The organism is Trinickia camelliae, assembly GCF_053525655.1.
The window spans coordinates 116,679-142,103 of the sequence record NZ_JBCHAA010000017.1 but is presented as its reverse complement, the minus strand read 5'-3'; the positions used below and the strand labels follow the sequence as shown (position 1 = coordinate 142,103).

The following is a 25,425-nucleotide window of genomic DNA, read 5'->3' as shown; positions in this document are numbered from 1 at the left end:
AAGAAAGGGTGGGGGCTCCGCTTCAAGGCGGTGCCCTTCACCCTTTTTTGCTGGTCAGTCGGAGTTTGAATGAGCGTCACCACGTCGGGTTATGAGATGAAGTCGGGCCAGCGGGCGCTCAAGAGCGCCGTCGAATTGCTGAGTTCGATGCGGTTCGCAATTGCTCTACTCGTGATCCTGTCGATCGCGAGCATCATCGGCACGGTGCTGACTCAGGACGATCCGTACCCCAACTACGTCAATCAGTTCGGTCCGTTCTGGGCCGATATCTTCCGCTCGCTGAGTCTGTACACCGTCTACAGCTCATGGTGGTTCATGCTCATTCTGGGCTTCCTCATCGTCTCGATCTCGCTGTGCGTGCTGCGCAATGCGCCGAAGATGATCGCCGACATGAAGAGCTGGAAGGACAAAGTGCGCGAAGGCAGCTTGCGCGCGTTCCATCACAAGGCCGAGTTCGGTGTGCACGGCACGCGCGCGAACACCGCGGCGACGCTCGGCACGCTCTCGGGTAAGCTCGGCTACAAATTCGTCACGCGCGAGAGCGACGGCGCCACGTTGATCGCGGCCAAGCGCGGTGCGATGACGAGGATTGGTTATATCTTTGCGCACCTCGCGATCGTCATCATCTGCATCGGCGGCCTCCTCGACAGCAACTTGCCCATCAAGCTGCAGATGTGGCTCTTCAACAAGACGCCGGTCGATACGAGCGCGGTCATCAGCGAAATCACGCCGAACCACCGTCTGTCGTCGTCGAATCCGACGTTCCGCGGCTATGCGTGGGTGCCGGAAGGACAACACGTGTCGACGGCGATCCTGAATCAGCCGAACGGCTCGCTGATTCAAGACTTGCCGTTCTCGATTCAGCTGAACAAGTTCATCGTCGACTACTACTCGACCGGCATGCCGAAGCTCTTCGCGAGCGACATCGTCGTGATCGATCACAAGACCGGCAAGGAGATTCCGGCGCGGGTCGAGGTGAACAAGCCGTTCGAGTACGACGGCGTGTCGATCTACCAATCGAGCTTCCAGGACGGCGGCTCGCAGATGACGATGACCGCCTGGCCGATGGTCGGCGACAACGCGAAGACCTATCCGTTCGGCGGGGCGATCGGGGCGTCGGCGCCATTGGGCGCATCGATGGCGGCAATTCCCGGCACGACCGGAGAGACGGTCGAATTCAGCGATTTCCGCGCGATCAACGTCGAAAATGTCACGGATGCGAACGGCAGCAACGACGTGCGCGGCGTCGCGCACAAGACGCTCGCCGAAGAGCTCGACCAGCGGCTCGGCTCGGGTGCGAAGACGCAGAATCCGCTGAATTTGCACAATATCGGCCCGTCGGTGCAATACAAGATCCGCGGCACCGATGGCCAGGCGCGCGAGTTCAACAACTACATGCTGCCCGTCGACGTGAATGGCGAGCGCATGTTCCTGGCCGGCATGCGTACGACGCCGAACGATCCGTTCCGCTATCTGCGCATCCCTGCCGACAGCGGCGGCACGCTCAAGGAATGGATGCAGTTGCGCGCGGCGCTCGCCAACCCGGCGCAGCGAGCTCAAGCTGCTCAACGCTTTGCCGAGCGCTCGGTGACCGATCAGAACGCTGCGCTGCGCGACCATCTGCAGGACAGCGCGCTGCGCGTTCTTACCCTATTTGCAGGCGCGGACAACGGTATCGGCAATGGCGCGGACGGCCGTCCGCTCGGCGGCTTCCAGGCGGTCGCGACCTTTATCGACCGTTCGGTGCCGAAGGATCAGCAGCAAAAAGCGGCGTCCTTGCTCCTGCGCATGCTTGAAGGCGCGACCTGGGACCTCTGGCAGATCGCGCGAGAGCAAGCAGGCGAGGCCGACATGAAACCCGACGCCGAAGCAACCCGCTTCGTCCAAAGCTCGATCAATGCGCTATCTGACAGCTTTTTGTATGGATCGCCGGTCTTCTTGCAGCTCGACTCATATAAGCAGGTGCAAGCTTCGGTATTTCAGTTGACGCGCGCACCCGGCAAAAAAGTGGTGTATCTTGGCAGCCTGTTGCTCGTGCTCGGCATCTTTTCGATGTTCTATGTGCGCGAGCGGCGACTCTGGTTCTGGCTCAAGGACACCGCCACGGGCACTTCCGTGGTGATGGCGATGTCGACGGCGCGCAAGACGCTCGACTTCGAAAAAGAATTCGCGCGCACGCGCGATGCAGTCGGGGCCACGCTGGGCGTCGCAGCTACGGAAGCTGCGGCTAATTCGGCCACGAATTCGACGGTCGAACCGTCCCGTGACGCAAGCGCTCCCCACGACAGAAGCGCCCCGCCATCCTCCGGTTCGCAGAATTCCACTCGGTAACATCATGGATTTGACACAAGTCTCCGCGTCTCAACCCAAGCCACGGCCCGCATCGGCGGCTACGCCTGGCTTCTACGACGAGCGCCCTTTCCTCAAGCGTCTTAACGCATTCGATTGGGTGTTCGCGCTCGCGATGGTCGCAGGAGCGGGGTTCGCGCTGTCGCGCTACCACGGCTTCATGAACTACTACGACAAGCTCGTGCTGGTGTGCTCGGTGCCCGTGTTCGTCGTGCTGGGGTGGCGCTGGAAGCCCGTGCGCTTGCTGATTGCGGGCATCGCCGTGCTGTCGCTGTTCGCGATTCAGACCTACCAGGGCGATCTGACGCGCGCGGATTCGGCGTTTTTTCTGAAGTATTTCCTGTCGAGCCAGTCGGCGATTCTTTGGATGAGCGCGCTCTTCGTGCTCGCTACGTTGTTCTACTGGATCGGCACGCTGTCGCGCTCGCCGTCGGGCGGCGCGATCGGCTCCAAGCTCACCTGGGCCGCAGTGCTGATGGGCTTCACGGGCATGATGGTGCGCTGGTACGAGTCGTATCTGATCGGCGCCGATGTCGGACACATCCCCATCTCGAATCTGTATGAAGTGTTCGTGCTGTTCAGCCTCATCACGGCGCTTTTCTATCTGTACTACGAGCAGCACTACAACACGCGTGCGCTTGGGGCGTTTGTCCTCTTGATCATCAGCGCCGCGGTCGGTTTTCTGATGTGGTACTCGATCTCGCGCGACGCGCAGCAGATCCAGCCGCTCGTGCCGGCGCTGCAAAGTTGGTGGATGAAGATCCACGTGCCGGCGAACTTTATCGGCTACGGTAGCTTTGCGCTGTCGGCGATGGTCGGCGTGGCGTACCTGATGAAAGAGCGCGGCGTGCTGGCCGACCGTCTGCCGGAACTCGACGTGCTCGACGACGTGATGTACAAGTCGATCGCCGTCGGCTTCGCGTTCTTCACGATCGCGACGATTCTCGGCGCGCTGTGGGCCGCCGAGGCCTGGGGCGGCTACTGGAGCTGGGACCCGAAGGAGACCTGGGCGCTGATCGTCTGGCTGAACTACGCGGCGTGGCTGCACATGCGGCTGATGAAGGGGCTGCGCGGCGCGGTCGCTGCCTGGTGGGCGCTGACCGGCCTTTTGGTCACGACGTTCGCGTTCCTCGGCGTCAACATGTTCCTGTCCGGCTTGCATAGCTACGGCAAGCTGTAATATTCGCCGTTCTGCCGCGACTAAAGACCGCCGAGTGCATTGCACCGGCGGTCTTTTCGTCTGGGGAGTGGATTTTTTGCATCCGATACGCTGCCCCGAACGGTATATAAAGCCGATGGGTCGAATGAGCATGCGCGGTCGGCCCGAACCGCCTACCAGGAGCTTTCAAGATGTGGACCAAGCGAGGACAGCGAATTCAATTGCGGGGCGACGACATCGCGGCAAGCGAGATCACGCCGCGCGCCGTATGGGAGAACCGGCGGCGCGTGCTCCAGCTGGCGGGCATGGCGGGTGTTGCCGCGGCGGGCGGCTCGTTCGGCATGAGCGATCCGGCGTTCGCCAACTACGAGTCGCCCGACGCCAAAGCGCAGAAGCTCGCAGCGAAGACCAATCCGAAGTTCGTCGTCGTTGACAAGGCCACTTCGTTCAAGGACATCACGACCTATAACAACTACTACGAATTCGGCACTGACAAGAGCGATCCGGCGGAGAACGCGCACACGCTGCGGCCGCGTCCGTGGCGCGTGAGCGTCGAGGGTGAGGTCAAGAACGCGAAGGTCTACGATATCGACGAGCTGCTCAAAGTCGCGCCGCTCGAGGAGCGCGTGTACCGGCACCGCTGCGTCGAGGGGTGGTCGATGGTGATTCCGTGGATCGGTTTCCCGCTTTCCGAGCTGATCAAGCGTGCGGAACCGACCGGCAACGCGAAGTACGTGCAATTCATCACGCTCGCTGACCCGTCGCAGATGCCTGGGCTCGCGCAGCCGATTCTCGACTGGCCGTATTCGGAAGGCCTGCGGATGGACGAAGCGATGAATCCGCTGACGCTGTTGACGGTCGGTGTCTATGGGCAAGTGCTGCCGAATCAGAACGGAGCGCCGATTCGCGTCGCCTTGCCGTGGAAGTACGGCTTCAAAAGCGCGAAATCGCTCGTGAAGATCCGCTTTGTCGAAAAGCAGCCGCCGACGAGCTGGAACACCGAAGCGCCGAGCGAGTACGGCTTTTATTCGAACGTGAACCCGAACGTCGATCACCCGCGCTGGAGCCAGGCGACCGAACGGCGTATCGGCGAGGACGGGTTCTTCACGCCGAAGCGCAAGACGCTGATGTTCAACGGCTACGGGGATCTTGTCGCGTCGATGTATCAGGGCATGGATTTGCGGAAATTCTTCTGAGCCAGGCGGCGCCGATCATGACCGACATGCAAACCACCATCACGAATCAAAGCAGCGGGAGTGCACGCCCCGCGAAGGCGGCGTCGGCGGCACGCCCGGCCGTGCGCAAAGGCGAACGCTGGATCGCACCCGCCAAGATCGCGGTTTTCATTGCGGCCTTATATCCGCTCGCTCGCATAGTGCTGTTCGGACTGACCGACCGGCTCGGCGCGAACCCGATCGAATTCATCACGCGCTCGACCGGTCTTTGGACGCTCGTCTTCCTCTGCATCACGCTGGCCGTCACGCCGTTGCGCCGTCTCACCGGCGTGAACGCGTTGCTGCGTTTTCGTCGCATGCTCGGGCTCTACGCGTTCTTCTACGCGACGCTGCACTTCACGACCTATATCTGGTTCGACAAGTGGTTCGATGTCGCCGCGATGCTGAAGGATGTCGGCAAGCGCCCGTTCATTACCGTAGGCTTTGCCGCGTTCCTGCTGCTGATTCCGCTCGCGGCGACGTCGCCACGCGCGATGGCGCGCAAGCTCGGCCGGCACTGGCAGTCGCTGCATCGCGCGGTCTACGCGATCGCCGGGCTCGCGATCCTGCATTTCTGGTGGATGAAGGCGGGCAAGCACGATCTGATCTTGCCGAAGATTTACGGTGCGATCGTGATCGCGCTGCTTGGCTGGCGCTTGCTTGTGTGGGTGCGCGGGCGGTTCTTCGAGCGCCAGCGGCTTTGACTCAAAAGCGGCTGACGCGCTTGGCTCCGCGATAAAGCGCGGCGATAAAAAAGCGGGGCTCATACAAGTGAGCCCCGCTTTTTTCCTTTTTGCTTCGCCGGTGCTGTGGCGCTTTACTTCGGCAGCACTGTTTCGCCGGCGAACAGTTCCTTCACGGTTTCACGTGCACGCACGATGTGCGCGTGATCGCCGTCCACCATCACCTCGGCGGCCCGCGGACGCGTGTTGTAGTTCGAGCTCATCACGAATCCGTACGCGCCGGCCGAGCGGATCGCGAGCAGGTCGCCCGCTTCGATCGCCAGTTGCCGGTCGCGGCCGAGCCAGTCGCCGCTTTCGCAGACGGGACCCACCACGTCATACACTTGCGCCGCCGCGTCGCGCTTGACGGCGGGTTCGATCGCGTGGAACGCCTGATACATCGCGGGGCGTGCGAGATCGTTCATCGCGGCGTCGACGATCGCAAAGTTCTTCTCTTCGCCCGGCTTCAGGAATTCGACGCGCGTCAGCAGGATGCCCGCATTGCCCGTTACCGAGCGGCCCGGCTCAAAGAACACCTCCCGGTGGCCGTGGCCGCGAGCATCGATGTGATCGAGCAGCGTCTTCACGAATTCGCTGATGTCGGGCGGCGTTTCCGTGTCGTACTGGATGCCGAGGCCGCCGCCGACGTCGACATGGTGAATCTTCGTGCCGTCCGCCTCGATCTGCTCGACGAGTTCGAGCAGTCGATCGACGGCGTCGAGATACGGGGAGATCTCGGTGATTTGCGAGCCGATGTGGCAGTCGATGCCGACTACGTGCAGGTTCGTCATCGCGGCGGCGGCGCGGTAAGTTGCGCGCGCCTCGTCGAACGCGACGCCGAATTTGTTGGCTTTGAGGCCGGTCGAAATGTACGGGTGCGTTTTCGGATCGACATCGGGATTCACGCGCAGCGAGACAGGCGCAGTCTTGCCCATCGACGAAGCCACCGCGTTGAGGCGATCGAGCTCCGGAATCGATTCGACATTGAAGCACTTCACGCCTGCGGCGAGGGCCTCGCGCATTTCGTCGGCGCTCTTGCCGACGCCCGAGAACACCGTGTTCGCCGCCTTGCCCCCGGCGGCGAGCACGCGCGCGAGCTCGCCGCTGGAGACGATGTCGAAGCCCGCGCCAAGGCGTGCGAACACATTCAACACCGCGATATTGCTGTTCGCTTTCACGGCGACGTGCACCGATGCGCGCCGGCCCGCGCACGCGCTCGCATAGGCCTCATAGGCTTGCGTTAGCGCCGCGCGCGAATAGACGTAGAGCGGGGTGCCGAATTGTTCGGCAAGCGAGACAGTGGACACACCTTCGGCGTGCAGCACGCCGTCGACAAAGGCGAATGCGGATTGACTCATGCGGTAGGACTATTGATCTTGAGACGAGCCCGAAGCGGGGCTGGACGCAGGCTTGGCGGCGCTCGGCGTCGTGCCGAGTTGGCTGTCCGGCGAAAGCGAGAGCGGGGTGGACGAGGTATCGGAAGCGGCGCCAGTCGCGCCGGACGCTGGTATCGAACCCGTTTCCGCATCCGGCTTGACGTCGGATGGGGACGGTTGCATCTGGTCCGTGGGCTTCTTCGGCAGCGGCGGGACGTTCGGCATGTAGAGCGGCCCGCGTTGCCCGCAGCCGCCAAGCGCAGCGGCGGTGAGAGCCAAAGCCGCTACAATCGCGCTCATCCTCAAAACGACTCGCATGACCGTCCCTGAAAAATTAATCGGTGGAGTTTAGCATGACCGACAGTGATTACCTGACCCGCGCGGAAGCCGTTCTGGCAGCGATTGAGCGCGCATCTGACGATATCGACGCCGATATCGAATTCGAACGCACCGGCAATGTTCTGACGCTCGAATTCGAGAACAAAACGAAGATCATCGTGAATCTTCAGCCGCCGATGCATGAGATCTGGATCGCGGCGAAGGCCGGCGGTTTTCACTTCAAGTTCGTCGATGGCGAATGGCGCGACACGCGCAGCGGCCAGGAATTCTTTACCGCGCTTTCGCAATATGCGTCGCAGCAGGCGGGGGAGCCTGTCGAGTTCCGGGAGTGACCGCACCGCGCACGGCTCGCCGATGTCCAGTCGGTACTTCAGCGAGCCGTTAGCTGCCCGCCTCAGCGGCCGCGGAACAGGTTCATGATGTCCTGCTTTTCCTGATCGCCCACTTGTTCCGGCATCGCTTGCGAGGCTGAATCGACGACTTCGCCATCGGCTGGGGCCTGATTGACGTCGACGCCCGCCACAAAGCCGTTGCCTGGCGTGAAATCGCTGAAATACAGCTCGCCGTCGATCGAGACGACGTCGTCCGGCATCGGCATCTTGTACTCGGGCACGCGCTTGAGCGTCTGCCCCATGTAGTCGATCCACACCGGCAGCGCGAGGCCGCCGCCGGTTTCGCGGTCGCCGAGGCTGCGCGGATTGTCGTAGCCGATCCACGCAATGGCCGTCAGCGTGTGCTGGTAGCCGGCGAACCAGGCGTCGCGCGAGTCGTTGGTGGTGCCTGTCTTGCCCGCGAGGTCGGTGCGCTTGAGCACGTTGGTTTTGGCTCCGGTGCCGCGCTGCGCGACGCTTTGCAGCAGGCTGTTCATGACGTACGCGTTGCGCCCGTCGATCGCGCGTGGGGCATTTTGCTCGGCGATGATCGGCTGCGAGCGGGCGAGAACGTTGCCGGATTGGTCGGTGACTTCAGCGATCAGATACGGATTGATCCGGTAACCGCCGTTCGCGAACACCGAATAGGCGCCCGCCATTTGCAGCGGCGTGACGAGACCCGCGCCGAGCGCCATCGGCAAATACGCGGGGTGACGATCCGCGTCGAAGCCAAAGCGCGTGATGTATTGCTGCGCGTACTTCGTGCCGATTTGCGACAAGATGCGGATCGACACCAAATTGCGCGACTTTTGCAGCGCCGTGCGCATCGTCATCGGGCCTTCGAAGCCGCCACCGTAATTCTTCGGCTCCCACGGCTGACCGCCGGTTTCGGCCGCGCTGAAAAAGAGCGGCGCGTCGTTGATGACGGTGGCGGGGCCAAGGCCCTTGTCGAGCGACGCCGAGTAGATGAACGGCTTGAAGCTCGAACCCGGCTGGCGCCACGCCTGCGTCACGTGGTTGAACTTGTTCTTGTTGAAGTCGAAGCCGCCGACGAGCGCGCGAATCGCGCCGTCCTGCGGCACGACCGAAACGAATGCGCCTTCGACTTGCGGCAACTGCGTGATCGCCCAACTGCCGTCGCTGTTCTTGATGAGGCGCACAATCGCGCCGGCCCGAATGCGCTGACTCGGCTGCGCGCGCGGACCGAGTGCGAAGGCGACGAAGCGCAGGCCATCTCCGGTGATGGTCGCCACATTGCCGTCGATGAAGGCCGCCTGCACCTCCTTCGGGTTGGCCGACGTCACGACCGCCGCAATAATTTCACCGTTGTCCGGGTGCTCCGCGAGCGCGTCGTCGATTGCCTGCTCGCGCTCGCTGGCGTCCGCGGGCAGTTCGATGAAGGCTTCCGGGCCGCGGTAGCCGTGACGCCGCTCGTAGTCCATCAGGCCGCGGCGAAGCGCGCGGTACGCGACATCCTGATCCGCCGAATCGATCGTCGTGACGACGTTCAGACCGCGCGAGTACGCTTCCTCACGGTATTGCGCGTACATCATCTGGCGCACCATTTCGGCGACGTACTCGGCGTGCACGCTAAATTCCCTGCCCAAGCCCTTGACGACGAGCGGCTGCTTCACGGCTTCGTCGTACTGCGCCTCAGTGATGTAGTGCAGCTCCAGCATCCGTTGCAGGATGTACTCCTGCCGCACCTTCGCGCGATTCGGATTGACGACCGGGTTGTACGCCGAAGGCGCCTTCGGCAAGCCGGCGAGCATCGCCGCTTCGGCGAGCGTGATGTCTTTCAGGTCCTTGCCGAAATAGACGCGCGCCGCGCTCGCGAAACCGTAGGCGCGCTGGCCGAGGTAGATCTGATTCATGTACACCTCGAGAATCTGATCCTTGGTCAGTTTCGACTCGATCTTGTAAGCGAGCAGCATCTCGTAGATCTTGCGCGTGTAGGTCTTTTCGCTCGACAGGAAGAAGTTGCGCGCGACCTGCATCGTGATCGTGCTGGCGCCCTGCGTCGCGTGGCCGTTGGTCAGTGCGACGATGCCGGCGCGCGCGATGCCGGTCAAATCGACGCCGCCGTGATCGTAAAAGCGCGCGTCCTCGATCGCGAGGACCGCTTTCTTGAGGTAGTCGGGCACGTCCTGAATGTGCACGATGTCGCGGCGCTCCTCGCCGAACTCGCCGATCAGGACGTGATCGGCCGTGTAGATGCGCAGCGGCACCTTCGGGCGATAGTCGGTGAGCGCGTCGAGCGATGGCAGGTTCGGGCGCGCGACCGCGAGCGCATAGCCGAGCACGAGCCCCACGCAGACGACGAACGCGGCGACGAGACCGGCAAAACCGAGCAGCAGCTTCAGCCACAGCGGATATTTGGATTTCTTGGGAGCGGTTGACCGGGACGATGGGGGTGAAGATTGCATACGGACACCAAAAAGCAGACTCGCGATTATAGCTGGCCGGGCCTGTATGCTTTCGAATCGCTTACTTGTTGCCGCCCACACCGCTGATTACCAATGTAGTGCTTCGGCGGGGCCTCGGAGCGCGCGCAATGTCGCGTTGGCCATTTGGCCGAGTGCCGCAGGCTCCCCCCTCTTTGCAGAATTCGTCAGGCGAATAGCACCTACGAACGCGCGCCCGAATGGTTCGGCGCGCATGCTGCAAGGAGGAGTCATGCCGATCACTAACACGCTGCTGCCCGCCAAACGCCGCTTCGCGGCGGGTATCGACCTGGGTCCGCGGGAAGTGCGGCTTGCCGTGTTGAGCCAACGACGGCGCGGGGCGGGGCCGGTGAATGTCGAGTGTCTTGCCGTGGCGCCGCTTGCCGGCGGGGCGATCGCGGGGGCGCAAATCGTCGATCGGGGCGCGGTGGCGTCGGCGCTGTGCGACGCTTTCGCGCAGCTTCCGCACAAGTACGCTACGCGCAAGCTGACCTGTGCGATGGCCGTGCCAGGGTCGGCGACGGTGGTGTCGTCGGTCGCGCTGTTGCGGCTCGCGCCGCGTACGCCGCGCGCCGCGCCCATGCGAGTTCTGGCCGGCATCGAGCCGGCCGTGATGGCCGAGGCCGAGCGCGTCGCCGGCATCGAGCGAGATGCGCTGGCAGTCGACTGGTTTATCAACGACACGCCAGGCGACGCGCCTTCGGTGACGATCGCCGCGACGCCGCGACAGCATCTCGAAGCCCGTGTCGAGGCGGCGGCTGCCGCCGGCATCGAATTGATCGCATTGGACGGCGAGCCGCCCGCCGCGCTGCGCGCGTTGCGGCATGCCGCCGAATTCGAGTTGAATCCACGCGAACGTTACGCCGCGTTGTGGGTAGGCGGTGACGGCGTGTACGGCTGGCGGATAGCGAATGACGTGATCGAGGCGCACATCCGATATCCCGCACCGGAGCATGACGACCTCGCGGACGCGTTGCGCGAACTGGCGGATGGCGGCGCGCTCGGCTGCGCGCTGCTCGGGGGCGAACTCGAGTTGCTCGGCAGCGTGGGGCTCGCGGTCGCCGATGTCGGCGATCTGCTGGGCTGCAGCGTCTTGCCGTTCGAATGCGGCGCGTTTTGCGACGGGTCGAGCCGGGTTCCCGTGGAGTTGCGTCAGGCGTCGTCTTTTGCCGTCGCGTTCGGACTGGCATTGCGCGGAGTTTTCGAATGACGGCACAGCAGTTGTGGAAATTGCGCGGACCGGGACAGTCGATGCACGGGCGTCGTGCGCATTTGGGCGGTTTCAATTTGTTGCCGTATCGGCGGCGCAATGCCCGTCGCGCGCGTCGGCGTTGCCTGATCGAGTGCTTGGTGGCGGTGCTGACCGGGTGCGCGGCGGTGACAGCGTGGGCGGGCTGGGAAGCGTTGGAGCGCGCCCGCCTGGACGCGAAGCGAGACGCGCTCGAAACGACGCTGGCGAGCCTCGGCGTGCCGCTTGCCGAGTACCGCCGACTCGAAGGCCAGCGAGAGGATCTGCACAAGCGCGCAGCACTGGCGCAAAAGCTGGCGGAACCGAGAGTGCGCTTGCTCGACCTCTTCGATACGCTGAGCCGCGAGACTTACCCGGGCATCGTCTTGCGCGAATTGAAGCAAACGGATCGGGAAATGATGCTTATCGCGCGCGCAACGGACAGCGATGCTTCATCCGCGTGGCTCGCGCGATTGAACGGCGTGCGCGGGATTCGGTCGGTGGACGTCGCCGATTTGCGGCACATAGCCGCGTCGCTCGGCAATGACGGCCTTGGTGTCGGCAGCGCAATCGAATTTGCCGCTCATCTGCGTTGGGACAGTGCGACAGCAAAGCCTATCGAGGACACGAGGCGTCGCGTGGACCACAAGGGGAGCGCACGATGAGCACGATTGCGGATCGTCTGTCGCGGCCGCACGGCGGCGTGGGGCTCGGCCGTCTTGCGGATTGGCTCTCGATTGCGCGCGAGCCGCTGGAGGCGTGGACTGGCACGCGGCGTTTGGCGGTCGGCGCGGTGATCGCCGTGGCGGTCTTCGCTATTGGCGTGTGCGTATGGGACGCAGCGGACGTGGGCCGGACGAGCGCCAGCCAGGCGGCACTGACGGATGTGGAGCAGCGCTTGTCCGTTGCGCGCACGGCCGTTGCGAGGCTTTCGGCTCTGCGTTCAGAAATGGCCCATGCCACGCCTTCGACCGATGATCGAGCCAGTTCGTCCGTCGGCTCGTCGGTCGGCAATTGGCACGCCGTTTCGACGCTGGCCGCACAAAGCGGCTTGACGCTGCGCGTGCTCGAGCCGGCCAAGCCCTATGGTGAAGGTATCGAGGCGGCGCGTCCGGTGCGCGTGGTCGCGCACGCGAATTTCGCCGGTTTGCTCGATTTCCTGCAGGGATTGCCGAGCCTGCCGGTGCTGGTCGTTCCGACTGATCTGCTCGTAAAGCACGATGCAGGCGATCTGTCGATCAGCATGACCTTGGCATTCTTCGACGCGCTGCCTTCGGCGCTCGCGACGTCTGGCGTCGCCGAATCAGCCCTGAACGAAGATGACGCCGATGAAGCGTGGTTCTTCGACCCGTTTGCCTCTGCGCCAGCGGCGCTGTCCAGCGCCGGATCGACACTGCACCTCGTCGGCTTGCTTCGCGAAGGCAAGCGCGGTCTCGCGTTGCTGGCTGAGGCGGATGGCGCGACCTCGCTCGAAACCGGGCAGTCGATCGGCGGCGAGAAAGTGACGCGGATCGACGATCGGGGGGTGACGTTGTCGAACGGCGCTGGCGTGCGGTTGCTTACATTGGCGGAGGATGCGCGATGATGATCCGCAATGGGATTCGATGGGGGATCGTCATCACGTGCTTCATGGCGACGGCGGCGCACGCGTCGGTTCAGCAACCTCCGCCGCTGCCTCCGTTACCTGCGCAGATGCCGCTCGACGATTCGGTCGGGCGGCGCGGGGCGTTGCCGTTGTTCACGAACGTGCGGGCGGAAGTTCCGAATCCGTTCGGAAGCGAAGCGGCGGAACCGCCGCGTGGCTTTACGTCGACGGATGCCGTCGAAGCGAGCGACGCTGCCGCCGCAGCAGCGACAAAGCAAACGCCAGGGGGCATGCCGACTGAACGCCCGAGTGGCGCCGAAGCGGCACCGCTCGAAGGTCCGCCGGTGCCGCTTGCACCCGCACAGCGCATGAGCCGCAGCGCGGGTGGTTCGAGCGATATCGATCCCGACGACAACAAGCCCATCACATTGAATTTCCAAAACGCCGAACTCGGCGCCGTGCTCGACGCGTTCGCGCGCTTCACGAACCTGAATATCGTCGCGAGCGAGCGCGTGCGCGGCTTCGTTTCGCTGCGCTTGAACCAGGTGCCGTGGCGCACCGCGTTCGACACGCTGCTCGACGTCAACGGCCTCGCGATGGAGCGGCGCGGCAACGTGATCTGGGTCGCACCGCTCGCTGATCTCGCGTCGCGTGAGCGGCTGCGCTTCGAAGCGCACGCTCGCGCTGCCGAGCTGGAGCCGCTGGCGAGCCGCACCTTCGAGCTGCATTACGCGCGCGCCGAGGATGTCGTACGGCTGTTGAACGCGCCGGGTGGCCAGCGTGTGCTGTCCAAGCGCGGTGCGGCCATGGCGGACCCGCGCACGAACCTCATGTTCGTGACCGACCTCGAAGCGCGTCTCGCGCAGATTGCCGAGCTACTCGCGTCGATCGACAGGCCGACGCGCCAAGTGCTGATCGAAGCGCGCATCGTCGAGGGCGAGCACGGCTTTTCGCGCGATCTCGGCGCGCGGCTATCGTTGCGCGCGACGCAAGACGGGGGGACGCCGCGGGGCTTCGTCGCAGGTGGCCAGGATGGCTCGATCTACGACCTGTCGGCGAGGGCGATCTCGGGTTTCGACGCCGCGACGGCCGGCTTCACGCTGTTCGCTGCACGCGCGACGCGGCTCTTGAATGTGGAACTGAGCGCGCTGGAAGCGGAAGGCCGCGGGCAGATCGTGTCCAGCCCGCGCGTCGTTACGGCGGATCGCATGAAGGCGATCGTCGAGCAGGGCACCGAAGTGCCTTATCAGGCGAAGGTGGGTAACGGCATGTCGGGCGTCCAGTTCCGCCGAGCCAGCCTGAAACTCGAGGTCGAACCGCAAATTACGCCGGCGGGCCGCGTGATTCTGGATCTCGACGTCGCGAAAGACAGCGTCGGCGAACAGACGGCCAACGGCCCCGCGATCAACACCAAGCACGTACAGACACGCGTCGAGGTGGAAGACGGGGGAACGGTGTCTATCGGCGGCATTTATGAGAGCAATGACAGGGATGATGTGACGCGAGTGCCGCTCTTGGGCAAAATACCCCTTTTGGGCGCGCTTTTTCGGCACCGCGCGCAGAGCGAACGACGCAACGAGCTGGTCGTTTTCATCACGCCACGCGTCGTCGAAACGCCTTGAACGAACCCTGAGCGGGCCGGCCGCTGTTCCGGCCCCATGCTCGACAAGGCAGGCGCTTTGCCAGTAAGCTGCGCCACGAACCACAGCAGATCAAGTCAGAGGAAACCGTTGCAAGCGCGGGATGCACACGCCAATGTATTTTTCGTAGGGCTCATGGGGGCAGGCAAGACCACCGTGGGCCGTGCGGTCGCGCGCCGTCTGGATCGGCCGTTCTTTGATTCGGATCACGAAATCGAGGCACGCACCGGCGCGCGCATCCCCATCATCTTCGAGCACGAGGGCGAAGGCGGCTTTCGCGACCGCGAGGCGGCAGTCATCTCCGACCTGACCGCGCGCGAGGGCATTGTGCTCGCCACTGGCGGCGGCGCGATCCTGCGCCCGGAAAACCGCGAATTCCTGCATACGCGGGGCCTTGTCGTCTATCTGCGCGCGAATCCGCACGACCTTTGGCTGCGCACGCGCAAAGACAAGAACCGGCCGCTGTTGCAGACCGAAGACCCGAAGGCCAAGCTCGAAGCGCTCTATAGCGTGCGCGACCCGCTCTATCGCGAATGCGCGCACTTCATCGTGGAAACGGGGCGTCCGTCAGTGAACGGTCTCGTCAACATGGTGCTGATGCAGCTCGAAATGGCCGGCATCACCGGACAGGCACATACATGATTACCGTCAACGTCGACTTGGGCGATCGCGCCTATCCCATTCATATCGGCACGGAACTCATCGGCAAGACCGAACTTTTCGCGCCGCACATCGCCGGTTCGTCGGTGATGATCGTGACCAACACGACGGTCGATCCGCTTTACGGCGACGTCCTGCGTCAAGCGCTTGCGCCGCTCGGCAAGAAAGTATCGACGGTCGTGCTGCCCGACGGCGAAGCCCATAAGAACTGGGAAACGCTGAACCTCATCTTCGACGCGTTGCTCACCGAGCACGCGGACCGCAAGACCACGCTGATCGCGCTCGGCGGCGGTGTGATCGGCGACATGACCGGCTTTGCCGCCGCCTGCTATATGCGCGGCGTGCCGTTCATCCAGGTGCCGACGACGCTCTTGTCGCAAGTGGATTCGTCGGTGGGCGGCAAGACGGGCATCAACCATCCGCTCGGCAAGAACATGATCGGCGCGTTTTATCAGCCGCAGGCCGTCATCGCGGACATCGCCGCGCTCTCCACGCTGCCGGCGCGCGAGTTGGCGGCGGGCGTCGCCGAAGTCATCAAGACGGGCGCGATTGCCGATGCCGCGTTTTTCGACTGGATCGAAGCGAACGTCGACGCGCTGAATCGCCGTGAGCCGGACGCACTCGCGCAGGCGGTCAAACGCTCGTGCGAGATCAAGGCGTCGGTTGTCGCGGCTGACGAGCGCGAAGGCGGGCTGCGCGCGATCCTGAACTTCGGCCACACGTTCGGTCACGCGATCGAAGCCGGGCTGGGCTATGGCGAGTGGCTGCACGGCGAAGCCGTCGGCTGCGGGATGGCGATGGCCGCGGATCTGTCGGTGCGTCTGGGCCATTTCGACGACGACGCTCGCAAGCGGCTCGTTGCCGTCATCGCCGCGGCGCATCTGCCGACGCGCGCGCCCGAACTCGGCGAAGCGCGCTATATGGAGTTGATGAAGGTCGACAAGAAGGCCGAGGCCGGCTCGATCAAATTCATTCTGCTGAAGCGTTTCGGCGAAACACTGATAACGATTGCGCCCGAGGACATCGTCCACCAGACACTCGCGGCAAGTCTCTGACGGCGCGTCGGCCCGTCTTGAGCTGGCCCATATCCGGCCTGCTCAAGTCCGCTTGGGCCATCTTGGCCTGGGCCATCGTGGCCGCGACGCGCAAACCATGATTCGGAGGGGGAGTGACCGGTGAGTGAAAAGCGCAGCGCAACGCTGAAAGAGTCGCACGACGAGTCGCACAAACCAGCAGCCGTTCGACCAAGCGATACGTCGCCCGTATCCGGCCAACGCAATGTAGGCGGAAACGCAGCCGTCTTCGCAGCCCCCACCGTCGCATCCCTCGAAGCTCACCTTGCGCCGTATGCGGCGCATTCGTCGCAATCGCGTGGCCGCCGCTACGCCGAACCGCCCCCCGAAGCGCGCACGGAATTTCAGCGCGACCGCGACCGCATCGTCCACTCCACCGCCTTTCGGCGCCTCGAATACAAGACGCAGGTCTTCGTCAATCACGAAGGCGATCTCTTTCGCACGCGGCTCACGCATAGCCTTGAAGTTGCGCAGATCGCGCGTTCGATCGCGCGGAATCTGCGCTTGAACGAAGACCTCGTCGAAGCGATTTCGCTGGCCCACGATCTCGGCCATACGCCGTTCGGGCACGCCGGGCAAGATGCACTGAACGAGTGCATGCGCGAGCACGGCGGCTTCGAGCACAACCTGCAAAGCCTCGCGGTCGTCGACGAACTCGAGGAGCATTACGGCGCGTTCAACGGCCTGAACCTCTGCTTCGAGACGCGCGAAGGCATCCTCAAGCATTGCTCCCGCGAGAACGCTCGCAAGCTCGGTGCGCTCGGCGAGCGCTTTTTGAACGGGCAACAGCCGTCTTTGGAGGCGCAGATCGCCAACATCGCCGACGAAATCGCCTACAACAACCACGATGTCGACGACGGTCTGCGCTCCGGGCTCCTGACGATCGAGCAGTTGGCAGAGGTTGATCTCTGGCAGCGGCACTACGAGGCCGCCAAGCGCGCTTATCCCGATCTCGAAGGGCGCCGGGTGGTCCACGAGACCGTCCGCCGGATCATCAACACGCTGATCGTCGACCTCATCGACGCGACGACGCGCAATCTGGTCACGCACGCGCCGGATTCGCTCGACGCCGTGCACGCCGCTCCGCCGCTCGTCGCGCATAGCGAGGAAGTCGCCGCGCAGGCCGTGGCGCTCAAGCGCTTTCTGTTCAAGAACCTGTACCGCCACTACCGGGTGATGCGGATGGCGAACAAGGCGCGGCGCGTGGTTACCGGCCTGTTCGGCGCCTTCACCGAAGATCCGCGCCTCCTGCCTCCCGCCTACCTGGCTGCGGACGAGACCCAGCAGCCGCGTCTCATCGCGCATTACATCGCCGGAATGACCGATCGTTACGCGCTGAAAGAATATCAACGACTTTTTGTCATAGACGACAACTAGACTGCGCGGAAACGTTTTCGAAACGTTTTCATCCGTTCGTATTTTTTATCCCGCAGGAGACCTAGGACGCCCGGCGCGCTGAGCCGCCGGCGTGCGCCGCGGGCCATTCGCGTCAATCAAAAGGAGAAGAAGTCGATGGGTTACAAGACGCTGTTCCGTTCACTGGCGCTCGGGGGAGCGCTGTTCGCCGGTGCGAGCCACGCCGCGTTCGCGGCTACGGAAATCCAGTTCTGGCACGCGATGGAAGCCGCCCTCGGCGAGCGCGTGAACGATATCGCCGCGCAATTCAACGCGTCGCAAAGCGACTACAAGATTGTCCCGGTCTTCAAGGGCACTTACGACCAGACGCTCGCGGCCGGCATCGCCGCCTATCGCAGCGGCAACGCGCCGGCGATCCTGCAGGTCTACGAAGTCGGCACGGCGACGATGATGCAGGCGAAGAAGGCCGTGCTGCCGGTGTCGGAAGTCTTCAAGCAGGCGGGCGTGCCGCTCGACCAAAAGGCGTTCGTGCCGGCCGTCGCCAGCTACTACAGCGATGCGAAGACGGGGCAGCTCGTGTCGATGCCGTTCAACAGCTCGACGCCGGTCCTCTACTACAACAAGGACGCCTTCAAGAAGGCCGGGCTCGATCCGAACCAGCCGCCCAAAACCTGGGATGAAGTCGCAGCGGATGCGGCCAAGCTCAAGGCGGCCGGCATGTCGTGCGGATTCACGACGGGCTGGCAGGGCTGGATTCAGCTCGAGGAGTACAGCGCGTGGCACGGCGCGCCGTACGCGAGCGAGGACAACGGCTTCGACGGCACGAACGCGGTGCTCGAATTCAACAAGCCGCTGCAGGTCGCGCACATCCAGTTCCTGCAAAACATGGCGAAGGCTGGCACGTTCACCTACGTGGGCCGCAAGGACGAGGCCGTGTCGAAGTTCTATAGCGGCGATTGCGGGATCGCGATGAACTCGTCGGGCTCGCTCGCGACGATCCGCAAGTACGCGAAGTTCGATATCGGCACTGGCATGATGCCGTACGACGCGAGCGTGAAGGGCGCGCCGCAGAACGCGATCATCGGCGGCGCGAGCCTGTGGGTGCTCGCGGGCAAGGACCCGAACGTGTACAAGGGCGTGGCCAAGTTCCTCGCGTATCTGTCGTCGGCGCCTGTCGCCGCCAAGTGGCATCAGGACACGGGCTACTTGCCCGTGACGACGGCCGCCTACGACCTGACGCGCCAGCAAGGCTTCTACGACAAGAACCCGGGCTCGGATACCGCGATCAAGCAGATGCTCAACAAGCCGCCGCTGCCGTACACGAAGGGGCTGCGTCTCGGCAACATGCCGCAGATCCGCACGATCGTCGACGAGGAGCTCGAGCAAGTCTGGGCGGAGAAGAAGACGCCGAAGGAAGCGCTCGATTCGGCATCCTCGCGCGGCGACGAGCTGCTGCGGCGCTTCGAGCAATCGGGTAGCTGATCGCGTCCCGGGCCGTTGCGGCGATAGGCCACTGCAGCTGTGGCTGGCTTTGAATGCGACGGCCCCGTGGTTTCAACGCAAGTAGTTTTCCCGAGGGGAAGCGCGGCACGCCGCCGCGCTTCGCGACGCCACCTTACTGACCGACCATCCATGCACCAACGTTCCCGCTTCGGCACGAGCGTGCTGCCTTATTTGCTGGTCGCGCCGCAGCTCGCGATCACCGCGCTCTTCTTTCTCTGGCCCGCCGGCGTCGCGCTTTGGCAATCGACGCAGACGCAAGACGCGTTCGGCACGTCGAGCCAATTCGTCGGCTTCGCGAACTTCGAACACTTGTTTGCGGACCCGCTGTATCTCGCGTCGTTCAAGACGACGCTCGTCTTCAGCACGCTCGTGACGGTTTGCGGGCTTGCCGTCTCGCTGCTGCTCGCGGCCTGCGCGGACCGCGTGACGCGCGGCTCGAAGGCTTACCGCACGCTCTTGATCTGGCCGTACGCGGTTGCGCCCGCGATCGCGGCGGTGCTGTGGTCGTTCCTCTTCAATCCGAGCATCGGCCTCGTGACGTTCGCGCTCGCGAAAGCCGGCATCGTCTGGAATCACGCTTTGAATGGCGGGCAGGCGATGTTCCTCGTCGTGCTCGCATCGGTCTGGAAGCAGGTCAGCTACAACTTCCTCTTTTTCTATGCGGGCCTGCAGGCGATTCCGCGCTCGCTGATCGAAGCGGCGGCGATCGATGGCGCAGGCCCCGTGCGGCGCTTCTTCGGCATCGCGCTGCCGCTTTTGTCGCCGACGAGTTTCTTCCTGCTCGTCGTGAACCTCGTCTACGCCTTCTTCGATACGTTCCCGGTCATCGACGCGGCCACCGGCGGCGGCCCCGCGCAAGACACGAAGACGCTCATCTACAAGATCTTCACCGAAGGCTTCCAGGGGCTCGACATCGGCAGCTCGGGTGCGCAGTCGGTCGTGCTGATGCTGATCGTCGTCGCGCTGACGGTCGTGCAATTTCGCTTCGTCGAACGCAAGGTGCAGTACGTATGATCGAAAATCGCAAGGGCTTCGACCTCTTCTGTCACGCGGTGTTGATCGCGGGCGTCGCGCTGATCGTGTTTCCGGTCTACGTCGCGTTCTGCGCGGCGTCGATGAGCGCGCAAGAGGTCTTTACCGTACCGCTGTCGCTCTTGCCGGGCACGCACTTGCTCGAGAACGTCGCGAGCGTTTGGACACATGGCAGCGGCGGCGCGGCGAGCCCGTTCGGCCGGATGCTCGTCAACAGTCTCGTGATGGCGCTCACGATCTCGATCGGCAAGATCGCCGTGTCGATCATCTCGGCTTACGCGATCGTGTTCTTTCGCTTTCCGCTGCGTAACACGGCGTTCTGGCTGATCTTCGTGACGCTGATGCTGCCCGTCGAGGTTCGCATCTTCCCGACGGTGCAAGTGGTGTCGTCGATGCATTTGACCAACAGCTACGCGGGCCTTACGTTGCCGCTGATCGCATCGGCGACGGCCACGTTCCTGTTTCGCCAGTTCTTCATGACGCTGCCCGACGAATTGATGGAGGCGGCGCGCATCGATGGCGCGGGGCCGCTGCGTTTCTTCTGGGACGTCGTGCTGCCTCTGTCGAAGACGAACATCGCGGCGCTCTTCGTCATCACCTTCATCTACGGCTGGAATCAATACCTGTGGCCGATCCTGATCACGAACGACCAGTCGCTCACGACGGCCGTGGTCGGCATCAAGTCGATGATCGCCACCGGCGACACCGCGACCGAATGGCATCTCGTGATGGCCGCGACGTTGCTCGCGATGTTGCCGCCACTCCTCGTCGTGATCGTGATGCAGCGCTGGTTCGTGCGCGGGCTCGTCGATACGGAAAAGTGATTCATGAATATCACGGAGAGAAAAACAGCATGGCAGCGTTGACTTTGAAGGGCGTGCGCAAGACGTACGACGGCAAGCAGATTGTGCTGCACGGGATCGACGTCGACGTCGCGGACGGCGAGTTCGTCGTGCTGGTCGGTCCATCGGGCTGCGGCAAGTCGACGTTGCTGCGCATGGTGGCGGGGCTCGAGAGCGTGTCGGAAGGCGAGATCGCGATCGGCGAGCGTGTGGTCAACACGCTCGAACCGAAGGATCGCGACATCGCGATGGTGTTCCAGAACTACGCGCTCTATCCGCACATGAGCGTGAAGGAGAACATGGCGTATGGTCTGAAGATTCGCGGCATCGAGCGCGGCACGATCGATTCGCGCGTCGCGGCGGCGGCGAAGATTCTCGAGCTCGAAGCGCTGCTGGAGCGCAAGCCGCGCGAATTGTCGGGCGGCCAGCGTCAGCGCGTCGCGATGGGGCGCGCGATCGTGCGCGAGCCGTCGGTGTTCCTGTTCGACGAGCCGCTGTCGAATCTCGACGCGAAGCTGCGCGTGCAGATGCGGCTCGAGATCCAGCGCCTGCATGCGCGTCTTGGCACGACGAGCCTTTACGTCACGCACGATCAGATCGAAGCGATGACGCTCGCGCAGCGCGTGATCGTGATGAATCGCGGGCACGCCGAGCAGATCGGTGCGCCGACCGAAGTCTACGAGCGCCCGGCGACCGTGTTCGTCGCGAGCTTCATCGGCTCGCCGGCGATGAACTTGCTGAAAGGCCGTCTTTCAGCCGATGGCGCGACGTTCGAAGTCGCGGGCGGCGGCCCCGCGCTGCCGATTGCGGGCGCGCCCGGCATCGGCCGCGAGATTGCCAACGGACGCGATTGGATTCTCGGCATCCGTCCGGAGCACATGACGCCGCAAACCGCGTCGGCGCATGCGCCGCTCACAGTTGACTCGTGCGAACTGCTCGGCGCCGACAATCTCGCACATGGACGCTGGGGCGAGCATGATGTGGCCGTGCGCTTGCCGCATGTGGAGCGTCCGGCACGCGGCGACACGCTGCCTGCCGCGCTGCCGGTGCAGCACCTGCATTTCTTCGATCCCGATACGGGCCGGCGCGCGTTTTGAAGCCACCTTTCGAAGCCATCGCGGCAACCACGGAACCATCGACGATGACTAGCAACACCTGGCCTTATCCGCGCGTGGTCGCGCATCGCGGCGGCGGCACGCTCGCGCCCGAGAACACGCTCGCCGCGATCGAAACCGGCGCGCGCCTTGGCTTGAAGATGATCGAATTCGACGCGAAGCTCTCGGCGGACAACATCGTATTCCTGCTGCACGACGACACGGTGAACCGCACGTCGAACGGACGCGGTGCGGCGGCGAAGCTGCGTTATGACGAGATCGTGACCCTCGATGCCGGCAGTTGGCGCGACGCACGCTTCGCCGGCGAACGGATGCCGACGCTCGAGCAAGTCGCCGCGCGCTGCGAAGCGCTGGGGCTCGCGGCGAATGTCGAAATCAAGCCGTGCGCGCGGCGCGATGTTCAGACGGGCCGGCTCGTGGCCGAAGAGGCGGCGCGGCGTTGGTCATCGTCGACGGTGCCGCCGCTCTTGTCGTCGTTCTCGTACGACGCGCTGGCCGCCGCACGCGATGCCGCGCCTGCGTTGCCGCGAGGGTTGCTGTTCGATGGCGTGCCCGCGGACTGGCGCGCGCAGACAGAGGCGCTTGAATGTGTCTCGCTGCACGCGAATCATCGTGAGCTGAACGAGCGGCTCGTTGCGCAGATCAAGGCGGCAGGTCTGTCTATTCTGGCTTACACCGTGAATGATCCCGAGCGCGCGCGGCTGCTTGGCGAGTGGGGCGTGGACTCGATCTGCACCGACCGCATCGATCTCATCGGTGCGGATTTCTTCGATCGGGCGTGACGCGGCATTAGAGAACGAAGAGGGCGCGCGTTGAGCGCAACGCTGCCCCTTTCGTATTCGACGCGCCTTCCATCTCGCATCTACCGCCCGCGCGAAAGCAGCGCCCCCGCGACGAGCGCTACGCCGCCGACAATCGCAAGCGCTTGCCACGGGTTTTCCCGCACGTAGTCGTCGGCGTCGGAGAGCACCACGGTCGCACGTGCGCGCACGCTATGCTGTGCGCCATCGAGACGAGCGCGCGCATCCTCCAGGCGTTTTTTCAATTGAGCGCGGAGTATGGCGGCATCGGCCTGCGTGCCGTCGGCGAGCGCTTGCTCGAGTTCGCCCAGCAGCTCGCGCATTTCGCCGCCGACGTCCTCGGCCGCGTGCCGGCTATACCGCGAGATGCGGCGCGCGTGCCGCTTGGTGCTGTTCCAGGAATCTCCGATGGCGTCTTTCGTGTTCGGCAAGGTTGTCATGCTGATCGCTCCGTCGGTAATGAACATGGATGGGATGTCAAAACCTCTTTTCAGCAACTTCGATGCCATCCCGCCCGGCACAAGCGCTCAAGGCGCTTGCCAAGCGGCCGCGGGTAGAAACTTCATCACGTCTGCCGATGCGCCGTCGAATTTACAACCTGTCGATATAAGCCGCGCCCAATAAAAAACGCCGCACGTTGTCGTGCGGCGGCACTCATGCAAGCCTAAAATTTCCGCTACGCTTAGAAGCGATAGCCGATCTTCGCGTAAGTGACGATCGGGTCCAGGCGGATCTTCGCTTGTGAGTTCACGGTGACTTTCGTCGGGCCCACATTCACGGTCTGGAAGTTTGCGGTCACGCTGACCGGGATGTACGAGATCGAAATGCCCGCGAACCAGTGGTCCGTGATGTTGTAGTTGAAGCCCAAATTAAACACAGGGGCCCACGAACTATCCGTGGAAACGCTGGTCGGACCACCATGTAGGAAGTCGGCCTGAAACTCGTTGTTGGTGATGGAGGCGTCGGTGAACCAGATGCGCGTCACGCCAATGCCGATATATGGACGGAGCTTCGCCTGCGGGCTCATGAAGTTCCACTTGAACAGCAGCGCCGGGCTCCATTGGCGCACGGTGCCGAGGGTGCCGAACTGCGAGAGCACACCAGAGCCTTGCAGAGAGAACTTCGGCGGAATGCCGAATTCGAATTCGGTGGCAAGGTGATCGGTAATGTTGTAGCCGATGCTCGTGCCCAGTGTGTCGGCGCTGTCGACACTGGCGCTGGTGCCCGCCACGTATTGATTGACCGGCGTGCCCCCAGTGCTAAGGATTTCCAGCGGGTCGCTGCTGCTTTGAGGTGATAGATGGAACCAGCCCGTCGTTACGTAAAAGGATCCGGCCGTCTGTGCATGGGCCGCCGTCATACAGGCGAGCGCCGCCGCCCCCGTGATGGCCTGTTTTAATTTCATGTGTGCTCCTCCATAAAAGGCCCGCTTATTATGAAGAGAAGGTTTGAATCAGACCATATGCGCCCGCTAGAGCTTTCTCCCTAAGCGCGGCGCGGTTTCTGGCTCAGCCGCGCCGCGCTTAAAGCGAACGTTGGTGCGGCTTTTCGGACCTTCGGGTAATTACCAACGCGACTAAACGGAATCCAGCATGGCACGCCTTGCACGTCTCTACGTTCCTGAACAGCCACAGCATGTGATCCTGCGCGGACTCGATCAACAGCCCGCGTTTGTCGACGACCAGGACTACGAGCTATTTATTGATTGCCTCAAGGCCGCCTCGCGCGATCATCGCTTGGCCATTCATGCCTATGTGCTGATGCCCGGTGCGGTGCAATTGCTGGTGACGCCAAGCGATGAGGCGAGCTTGCCCAAGGCGATGCAGGCGGTTGGCCGGCGTTACGTCGCGCACTTCAACCGGCGTTACGCGCGGCGCGGCACGCTTTGGGAAGGGCGCTACCGCGCGACTGTCATCGAAGGTGAGCGTTACTTTTTGCTTGCGAGCCGCGTGGTGGAAATGTGTCCGGTGCGGGCGCAGCTCGCCACGCTCCCCGAGGACTATCGCTGGTCGAGCTATCGGCATCACATCGGGCTGACGATCGACAGCCTCGTCACCGACCATCCGCTGTACTGGTCGCTCGGCAATACGCCGTTCGAGCGGCAGCGCGCGTACAAGGAGCTCTGCGAGCAGCCGCTCGACGAGCGTGAGGCCAGCCAGTTGCAGCAGGCCACGTTGAAGGGCTGGGTGCTCGGCGGCGATTCGTATCGGGAATGGGCGGCGCGAGCGGCGAACCGGCGCGTCTCGCCGTTGCCGCGCGGCCGGCCGAGAAAGGTCCGCGAGACGCCGCATACGCAATAGGCGGCGCCCGCCTCACGAGTGCGAAGGCCCAAGCGGCCCGGCGCGAAGAAACGGCATCCACGGGCGCCGTTTCTTTTTGCTCGTTTTTGATGCGGCCCCATTAAAACGAGATGATAATGCACCAGTTCGATAATTGGTGTCAGACCATCGCATTTTATTTGCTATTTCTTTGATTCGTCGCGTATATTCCGATTTCCGGCGGTTCCCAGGCGCACAACGCAGGAAGCCCGATCGCCCCCGCGGCTGCACACCGGCACAGCGAATGGCGGAACAACAAATGGTTTAACGGCCGCTTTCGGCCCCTCTCACACGGTGTC

General features: G+C 63.5%; 22 protein-coding genes and 1 pseudogene. 18 read left to right on the top strand and 5 right to left on the bottom strand.

All coding sequences use genetic code 11. The features are described 5' to 3' along the window. Nucleotides 1-69 precede the first annotated feature (69 nt). From AAHK20_RS25885 to msrQ, 4 genes are all read left to right on the top strand, one after another. Nucleotides 70-2,331 (top strand): cytochrome c biogenesis protein ResB, encoded by a 2,262-nt coding sequence (locus tag AAHK20_RS25885; protein WP_449184351.1) that lies wholly within the window; start codon nt 70-72, stop codon nt 2,329-2,331. 4 nt (nt 2,332-2,335) lie between these two features. Then, a complete protein-coding gene (gene ccsB / locus AAHK20_RS25880; protein ID WP_449184350.1) occupies nt 2,336-3,529 on the top strand; it encodes a c-type cytochrome biogenesis protein CcsB in 1,194 nt (397 codons plus the stop codon). 170 nt (nt 3,530-3,699) lie between these two features. Continuing rightward, a complete protein-coding gene (gene msrP, locus AAHK20_RS25875) occupies nt 3,700-4,704 on the top strand; it encodes a protein-methionine-sulfoxide reductase catalytic subunit MsrP (RefSeq protein ID WP_449184349.1) in 1,005 nt (334 codons plus the stop codon). 26 nt (nt 4,705-4,730) lie between these two features. Then, a complete protein-coding gene (gene msrQ / locus AAHK20_RS25870; RefSeq protein WP_449184375.1) occupies nt 4,731-5,426 on the top strand; it encodes a protein-methionine-sulfoxide reductase heme-binding subunit MsrQ in 696 nt (231 codons plus the stop codon). Nucleotides 5,427-5,539: 113 nt separating this feature from the next. Here the strand turns inward: msrQ and lysA are convergent, their stop codons facing one another. Beyond that, a complete protein-coding gene (gene lysA / locus AAHK20_RS25865; protein WP_449184348.1) occupies nt 5,540-6,802 on the bottom strand; it encodes a diaminopimelate decarboxylase in 1,263 nt (420 codons plus the stop codon). 9 nt (nt 6,803-6,811) lie between these two features. Further along, nucleotides 6,812-7,138: an LPS translocon maturation chaperone LptM gene (lptM, locus tag AAHK20_RS25860; protein ID WP_449184347.1), complete on the bottom strand. Its 327-nt coding sequence runs from the start codon at nt 7,136-7,138 to the stop codon at nt 6,812-6,814. 35 nt (nt 7,139-7,173) lie between these two features. Between lptM and cyaY the strand changes: the two genes are divergently transcribed. Further along, the gene (gene cyaY, locus AAHK20_RS25855) at nt 7,174-7,491 is read left to right on the top strand and encodes an iron donor protein CyaY (protein WP_449184346.1); all 318 of its coding nucleotides are present in this window, start codon (nt 7,174-7,176) and stop codon (nt 7,489-7,491) included. Nucleotides 7,492-7,553: 62 nt separating this feature from the next. Here the strand turns inward: cyaY and AAHK20_RS25850 are convergent, their stop codons facing one another. Then, nucleotides 7,554-9,956, bottom strand: coding sequence for a penicillin-binding protein 1A (locus tag AAHK20_RS25850; protein WP_449184345.1), 2,403 nt, complete (start codon nt 9,954-9,956; stop codon nt 7,554-7,556). Nucleotides 9,957-10,206: 250 nt separating this feature from the next. Here AAHK20_RS25850 and pilM point away from each other — a divergent pair, with 250 nt between their 5' ends. The 12 genes and pseudogenes from pilM to ugpQ all read left to right on the top strand — a co-directional run bounded on the left by pilM (nt 10,207) and on the right by ugpQ (nt 22,790). Continuing rightward, nucleotides 10,207-11,184: a pilus assembly protein PilM gene (pilM, locus tag AAHK20_RS25845; RefSeq protein ID WP_449184344.1), complete on the top strand. Its 978-nt coding sequence runs from the start codon at nt 10,207-10,209 to the stop codon at nt 11,182-11,184. Then, entirely contained in the window at nt 11,181-11,867 is a 687-nt protein-coding gene (locus AAHK20_RS25840) for a PilN domain-containing protein (RefSeq protein ID WP_449184343.1), read from the top strand. The genes pilM and AAHK20_RS25840 overlap by 4 nt, the downstream gene beginning before the upstream one ends. Continuing rightward, nucleotides 11,864-12,787, top strand: coding sequence for a hypothetical protein (locus tag AAHK20_RS25835; RefSeq protein ID WP_449184342.1), 924 nt, complete (start codon nt 11,864-11,866; stop codon nt 12,785-12,787). The genes AAHK20_RS25840 and AAHK20_RS25835 overlap by 4 nt, the downstream gene beginning before the upstream one ends. Beyond that, nucleotides 12,784-14,409 carry a type IV pilus secretin PilQ gene (locus AAHK20_RS25830; RefSeq protein WP_449184341.1) on the top strand — a complete coding sequence of 542 codons (1,626 nt, stop codon included), beginning with the start codon at nt 12,784-12,786 and terminating at the stop codon, nt 14,407-14,409. The genes AAHK20_RS25835 and AAHK20_RS25830 overlap by 4 nt, the downstream gene beginning before the upstream one ends. Before the next feature lie 108 nt (nt 14,410-14,517). After that, a complete protein-coding gene (locus AAHK20_RS25825) occupies nt 14,518-15,069 on the top strand; it encodes a shikimate kinase (RefSeq protein WP_449184340.1) in 552 nt (183 codons plus the stop codon). Continuing rightward, nucleotides 15,066-16,142 carry a 3-dehydroquinate synthase gene (aroB, locus tag AAHK20_RS25820; protein WP_449184339.1) on the top strand — a complete coding sequence of 359 codons (1,077 nt, stop codon included), beginning with the start codon at nt 15,066-15,068 and terminating at the stop codon, nt 16,140-16,142. The genes AAHK20_RS25825 and aroB overlap by 4 nt, the downstream gene beginning before the upstream one ends. A 246-nt stretch (nt 16,143-16,388) precedes the next feature. Continuing rightward, nucleotides 16,389-17,537 (top strand): annotated as a pseudogene (locus AAHK20_RS25815) (deoxyguanosinetriphosphate triphosphohydrolase); the annotation flags it as partial. A gap of 135 nt (nt 17,538-17,672) precedes the next feature. Beyond that, nucleotides 17,673-18,998 carry a sn-glycerol-3-phosphate ABC transporter substrate-binding protein UgpB gene (ugpB, locus tag AAHK20_RS25810; RefSeq protein ID WP_449184338.1) on the top strand — a complete coding sequence of 442 codons (1,326 nt, stop codon included), beginning with the start codon at nt 17,673-17,675 and terminating at the stop codon, nt 18,996-18,998. A 150-nt stretch (nt 18,999-19,148) separates the two neighbouring features. Then, entirely contained in the window at nt 19,149-20,033 is an 885-nt protein-coding gene (gene ugpA / locus AAHK20_RS25805; protein ID WP_449184337.1) for a sn-glycerol-3-phosphate ABC transporter permease UgpA, read from the top strand. Continuing rightward, nucleotides 20,030-20,875, top strand: coding sequence for a sn-glycerol-3-phosphate ABC transporter permease UgpE (gene ugpE / locus AAHK20_RS25800; protein WP_449184336.1), 846 nt, complete (start codon nt 20,030-20,032; stop codon nt 20,873-20,875). The genes ugpA and ugpE overlap by 4 nt, the downstream gene beginning before the upstream one ends. A 29-nt stretch (nt 20,876-20,904) precedes the next feature. After that, a complete protein-coding gene (locus AAHK20_RS25795) occupies nt 20,905-21,990 on the top strand; it encodes a sn-glycerol-3-phosphate import ATP-binding protein UgpC (RefSeq protein ID WP_449184335.1) in 1,086 nt (361 codons plus the stop codon). 44 nt (nt 21,991-22,034) lie between these two features. After that, on the top strand, nt 22,035-22,790 hold the full coding sequence (ugpQ, locus tag AAHK20_RS25790) for a glycerophosphodiester phosphodiesterase (RefSeq protein ID WP_449184334.1): 756 nt from the start codon (nt 22,035-22,037) through the stop codon (nt 22,788-22,790). Between the two features lie 80 nt (nt 22,791-22,870). Here the strand turns inward: ugpQ and AAHK20_RS25785 are convergent, their stop codons facing one another. After that, nucleotides 22,871-23,248: an ElaB/YgaM/YqjD family protein gene (locus AAHK20_RS25785; protein WP_449184333.1), complete on the bottom strand. Its 378-nt coding sequence runs from the start codon at nt 23,246-23,248 to the stop codon at nt 22,871-22,873. A 242-nt stretch (nt 23,249-23,490) separates the two neighbouring features. Beyond that, a complete protein-coding gene (locus AAHK20_RS25780) occupies nt 23,491-24,213 on the bottom strand; it encodes an OmpW/AlkL family protein (protein WP_449184332.1) in 723 nt (240 codons plus the stop codon). 187 nt (nt 24,214-24,400) lie between these two features. Here AAHK20_RS25780 and AAHK20_RS25775 point away from each other — a divergent pair, with 187 nt between their 5' ends. Further along, complete coding sequence (locus AAHK20_RS25775) at nt 24,401-25,108, top strand: transposase (RefSeq protein WP_137334024.1); 708 nt, start codon at nt 24,401-24,403, stop codon at nt 25,106-25,108. Nucleotides 25,109-25,425: the final 317 nt, after the last annotated feature.

Bases quoted from the DNA above. Each gene is read 5' to 3' on its own strand.
- AAHK20_RS25795 (WP_449184335.1), top strand. From the start codon at position 20,905: ATGGCAGCGTTGACTTTGAAGGGCGTGCGCAAGACGTACGACGGCAAG.
- AAHK20_RS25850 (WP_449184345.1), bottom strand. From the start codon at position 9,956: ATGCAATCTTCACCCCCATCGTCCCGGTCAACCGCTCCCAAGAAATCC.
- lysA (WP_449184348.1), bottom strand. From the start codon at position 6,802: ATGAGTCAATCCGCATTCGCCTTTGTCGACGGCGTGCTGCACGCCGAA.
- ugpA (WP_449184337.1), top strand. From the start codon at position 19,149: ATGCACCAACGTTCCCGCTTCGGCACGAGCGTGCTGCCTTATTTGCTG.
- AAHK20_RS25780 (WP_449184332.1), bottom strand. From the start codon at position 24,213: ATGAAATTAAAACAGGCCATCACGGGGGCGGCGGCGCTCGCCTGTATG.
- aroB (WP_449184339.1), top strand. From the start codon at position 15,066: ATGATTACCGTCAACGTCGACTTGGGCGATCGCGCCTATCCCATTCAT.
- AAHK20_RS25885 (WP_449184351.1), top strand. From the start codon at position 70: ATGAGCGTCACCACGTCGGGTTATGAGATGAAGTCGGGCCAGCGGGCG.
- AAHK20_RS25775 (WP_137334024.1), top strand. From the start codon at position 24,401: ATGGCACGCCTTGCACGTCTCTACGTTCCTGAACAGCCACAGCATGTG.
- lptM (WP_449184347.1), bottom strand. From the start codon at position 7,138: ATGCGAGTCGTTTTGAGGATGAGCGCGATTGTAGCGGCTTTGGCTCTC.
- AAHK20_RS25840 (WP_449184343.1), top strand. From the start codon at position 11,181: ATGACGGCACAGCAGTTGTGGAAATTGCGCGGACCGGGACAGTCGATG.
- cyaY (WP_449184346.1), top strand. From the start codon at position 7,174: ATGACCGACAGTGATTACCTGACCCGCGCGGAAGCCGTTCTGGCAGCG.
- AAHK20_RS25830 (WP_449184341.1), top strand. From the start codon at position 12,784: ATGATGATCCGCAATGGGATTCGATGGGGGATCGTCATCACGTGCTTC.
- ugpE (WP_449184336.1), top strand. From the start codon at position 20,030: ATGATCGAAAATCGCAAGGGCTTCGACCTCTTCTGTCACGCGGTGTTG.
- pilM (WP_449184344.1), top strand. From the start codon at position 10,207: ATGCCGATCACTAACACGCTGCTGCCCGCCAAACGCCGCTTCGCGGCG.
- msrQ (WP_449184375.1), top strand. From the start codon at position 4,731: ATGCAAACCACCATCACGAATCAAAGCAGCGGGAGTGCACGCCCCGCG.
- ccsB (WP_449184350.1), top strand. From the start codon at position 2,336: ATGGATTTGACACAAGTCTCCGCGTCTCAACCCAAGCCACGGCCCGCA.
- AAHK20_RS25785 (WP_449184333.1), bottom strand. From the start codon at position 23,248: ATGACAACCTTGCCGAACACGAAAGACGCCATCGGAGATTCCTGGAAC.
- ugpB (WP_449184338.1), top strand. From the start codon at position 17,673: ATGGGTTACAAGACGCTGTTCCGTTCACTGGCGCTCGGGGGAGCGCTG.
- ugpQ (WP_449184334.1), top strand. From the start codon at position 22,035: ATGACTAGCAACACCTGGCCTTATCCGCGCGTGGTCGCGCATCGCGGC.
- msrP (WP_449184349.1), top strand. From the start codon at position 3,700: ATGTGGACCAAGCGAGGACAGCGAATTCAATTGCGGGGCGACGACATC.
- AAHK20_RS25835 (WP_449184342.1), top strand. From the start codon at position 11,864: ATGAGCACGATTGCGGATCGTCTGTCGCGGCCGCACGGCGGCGTGGGG.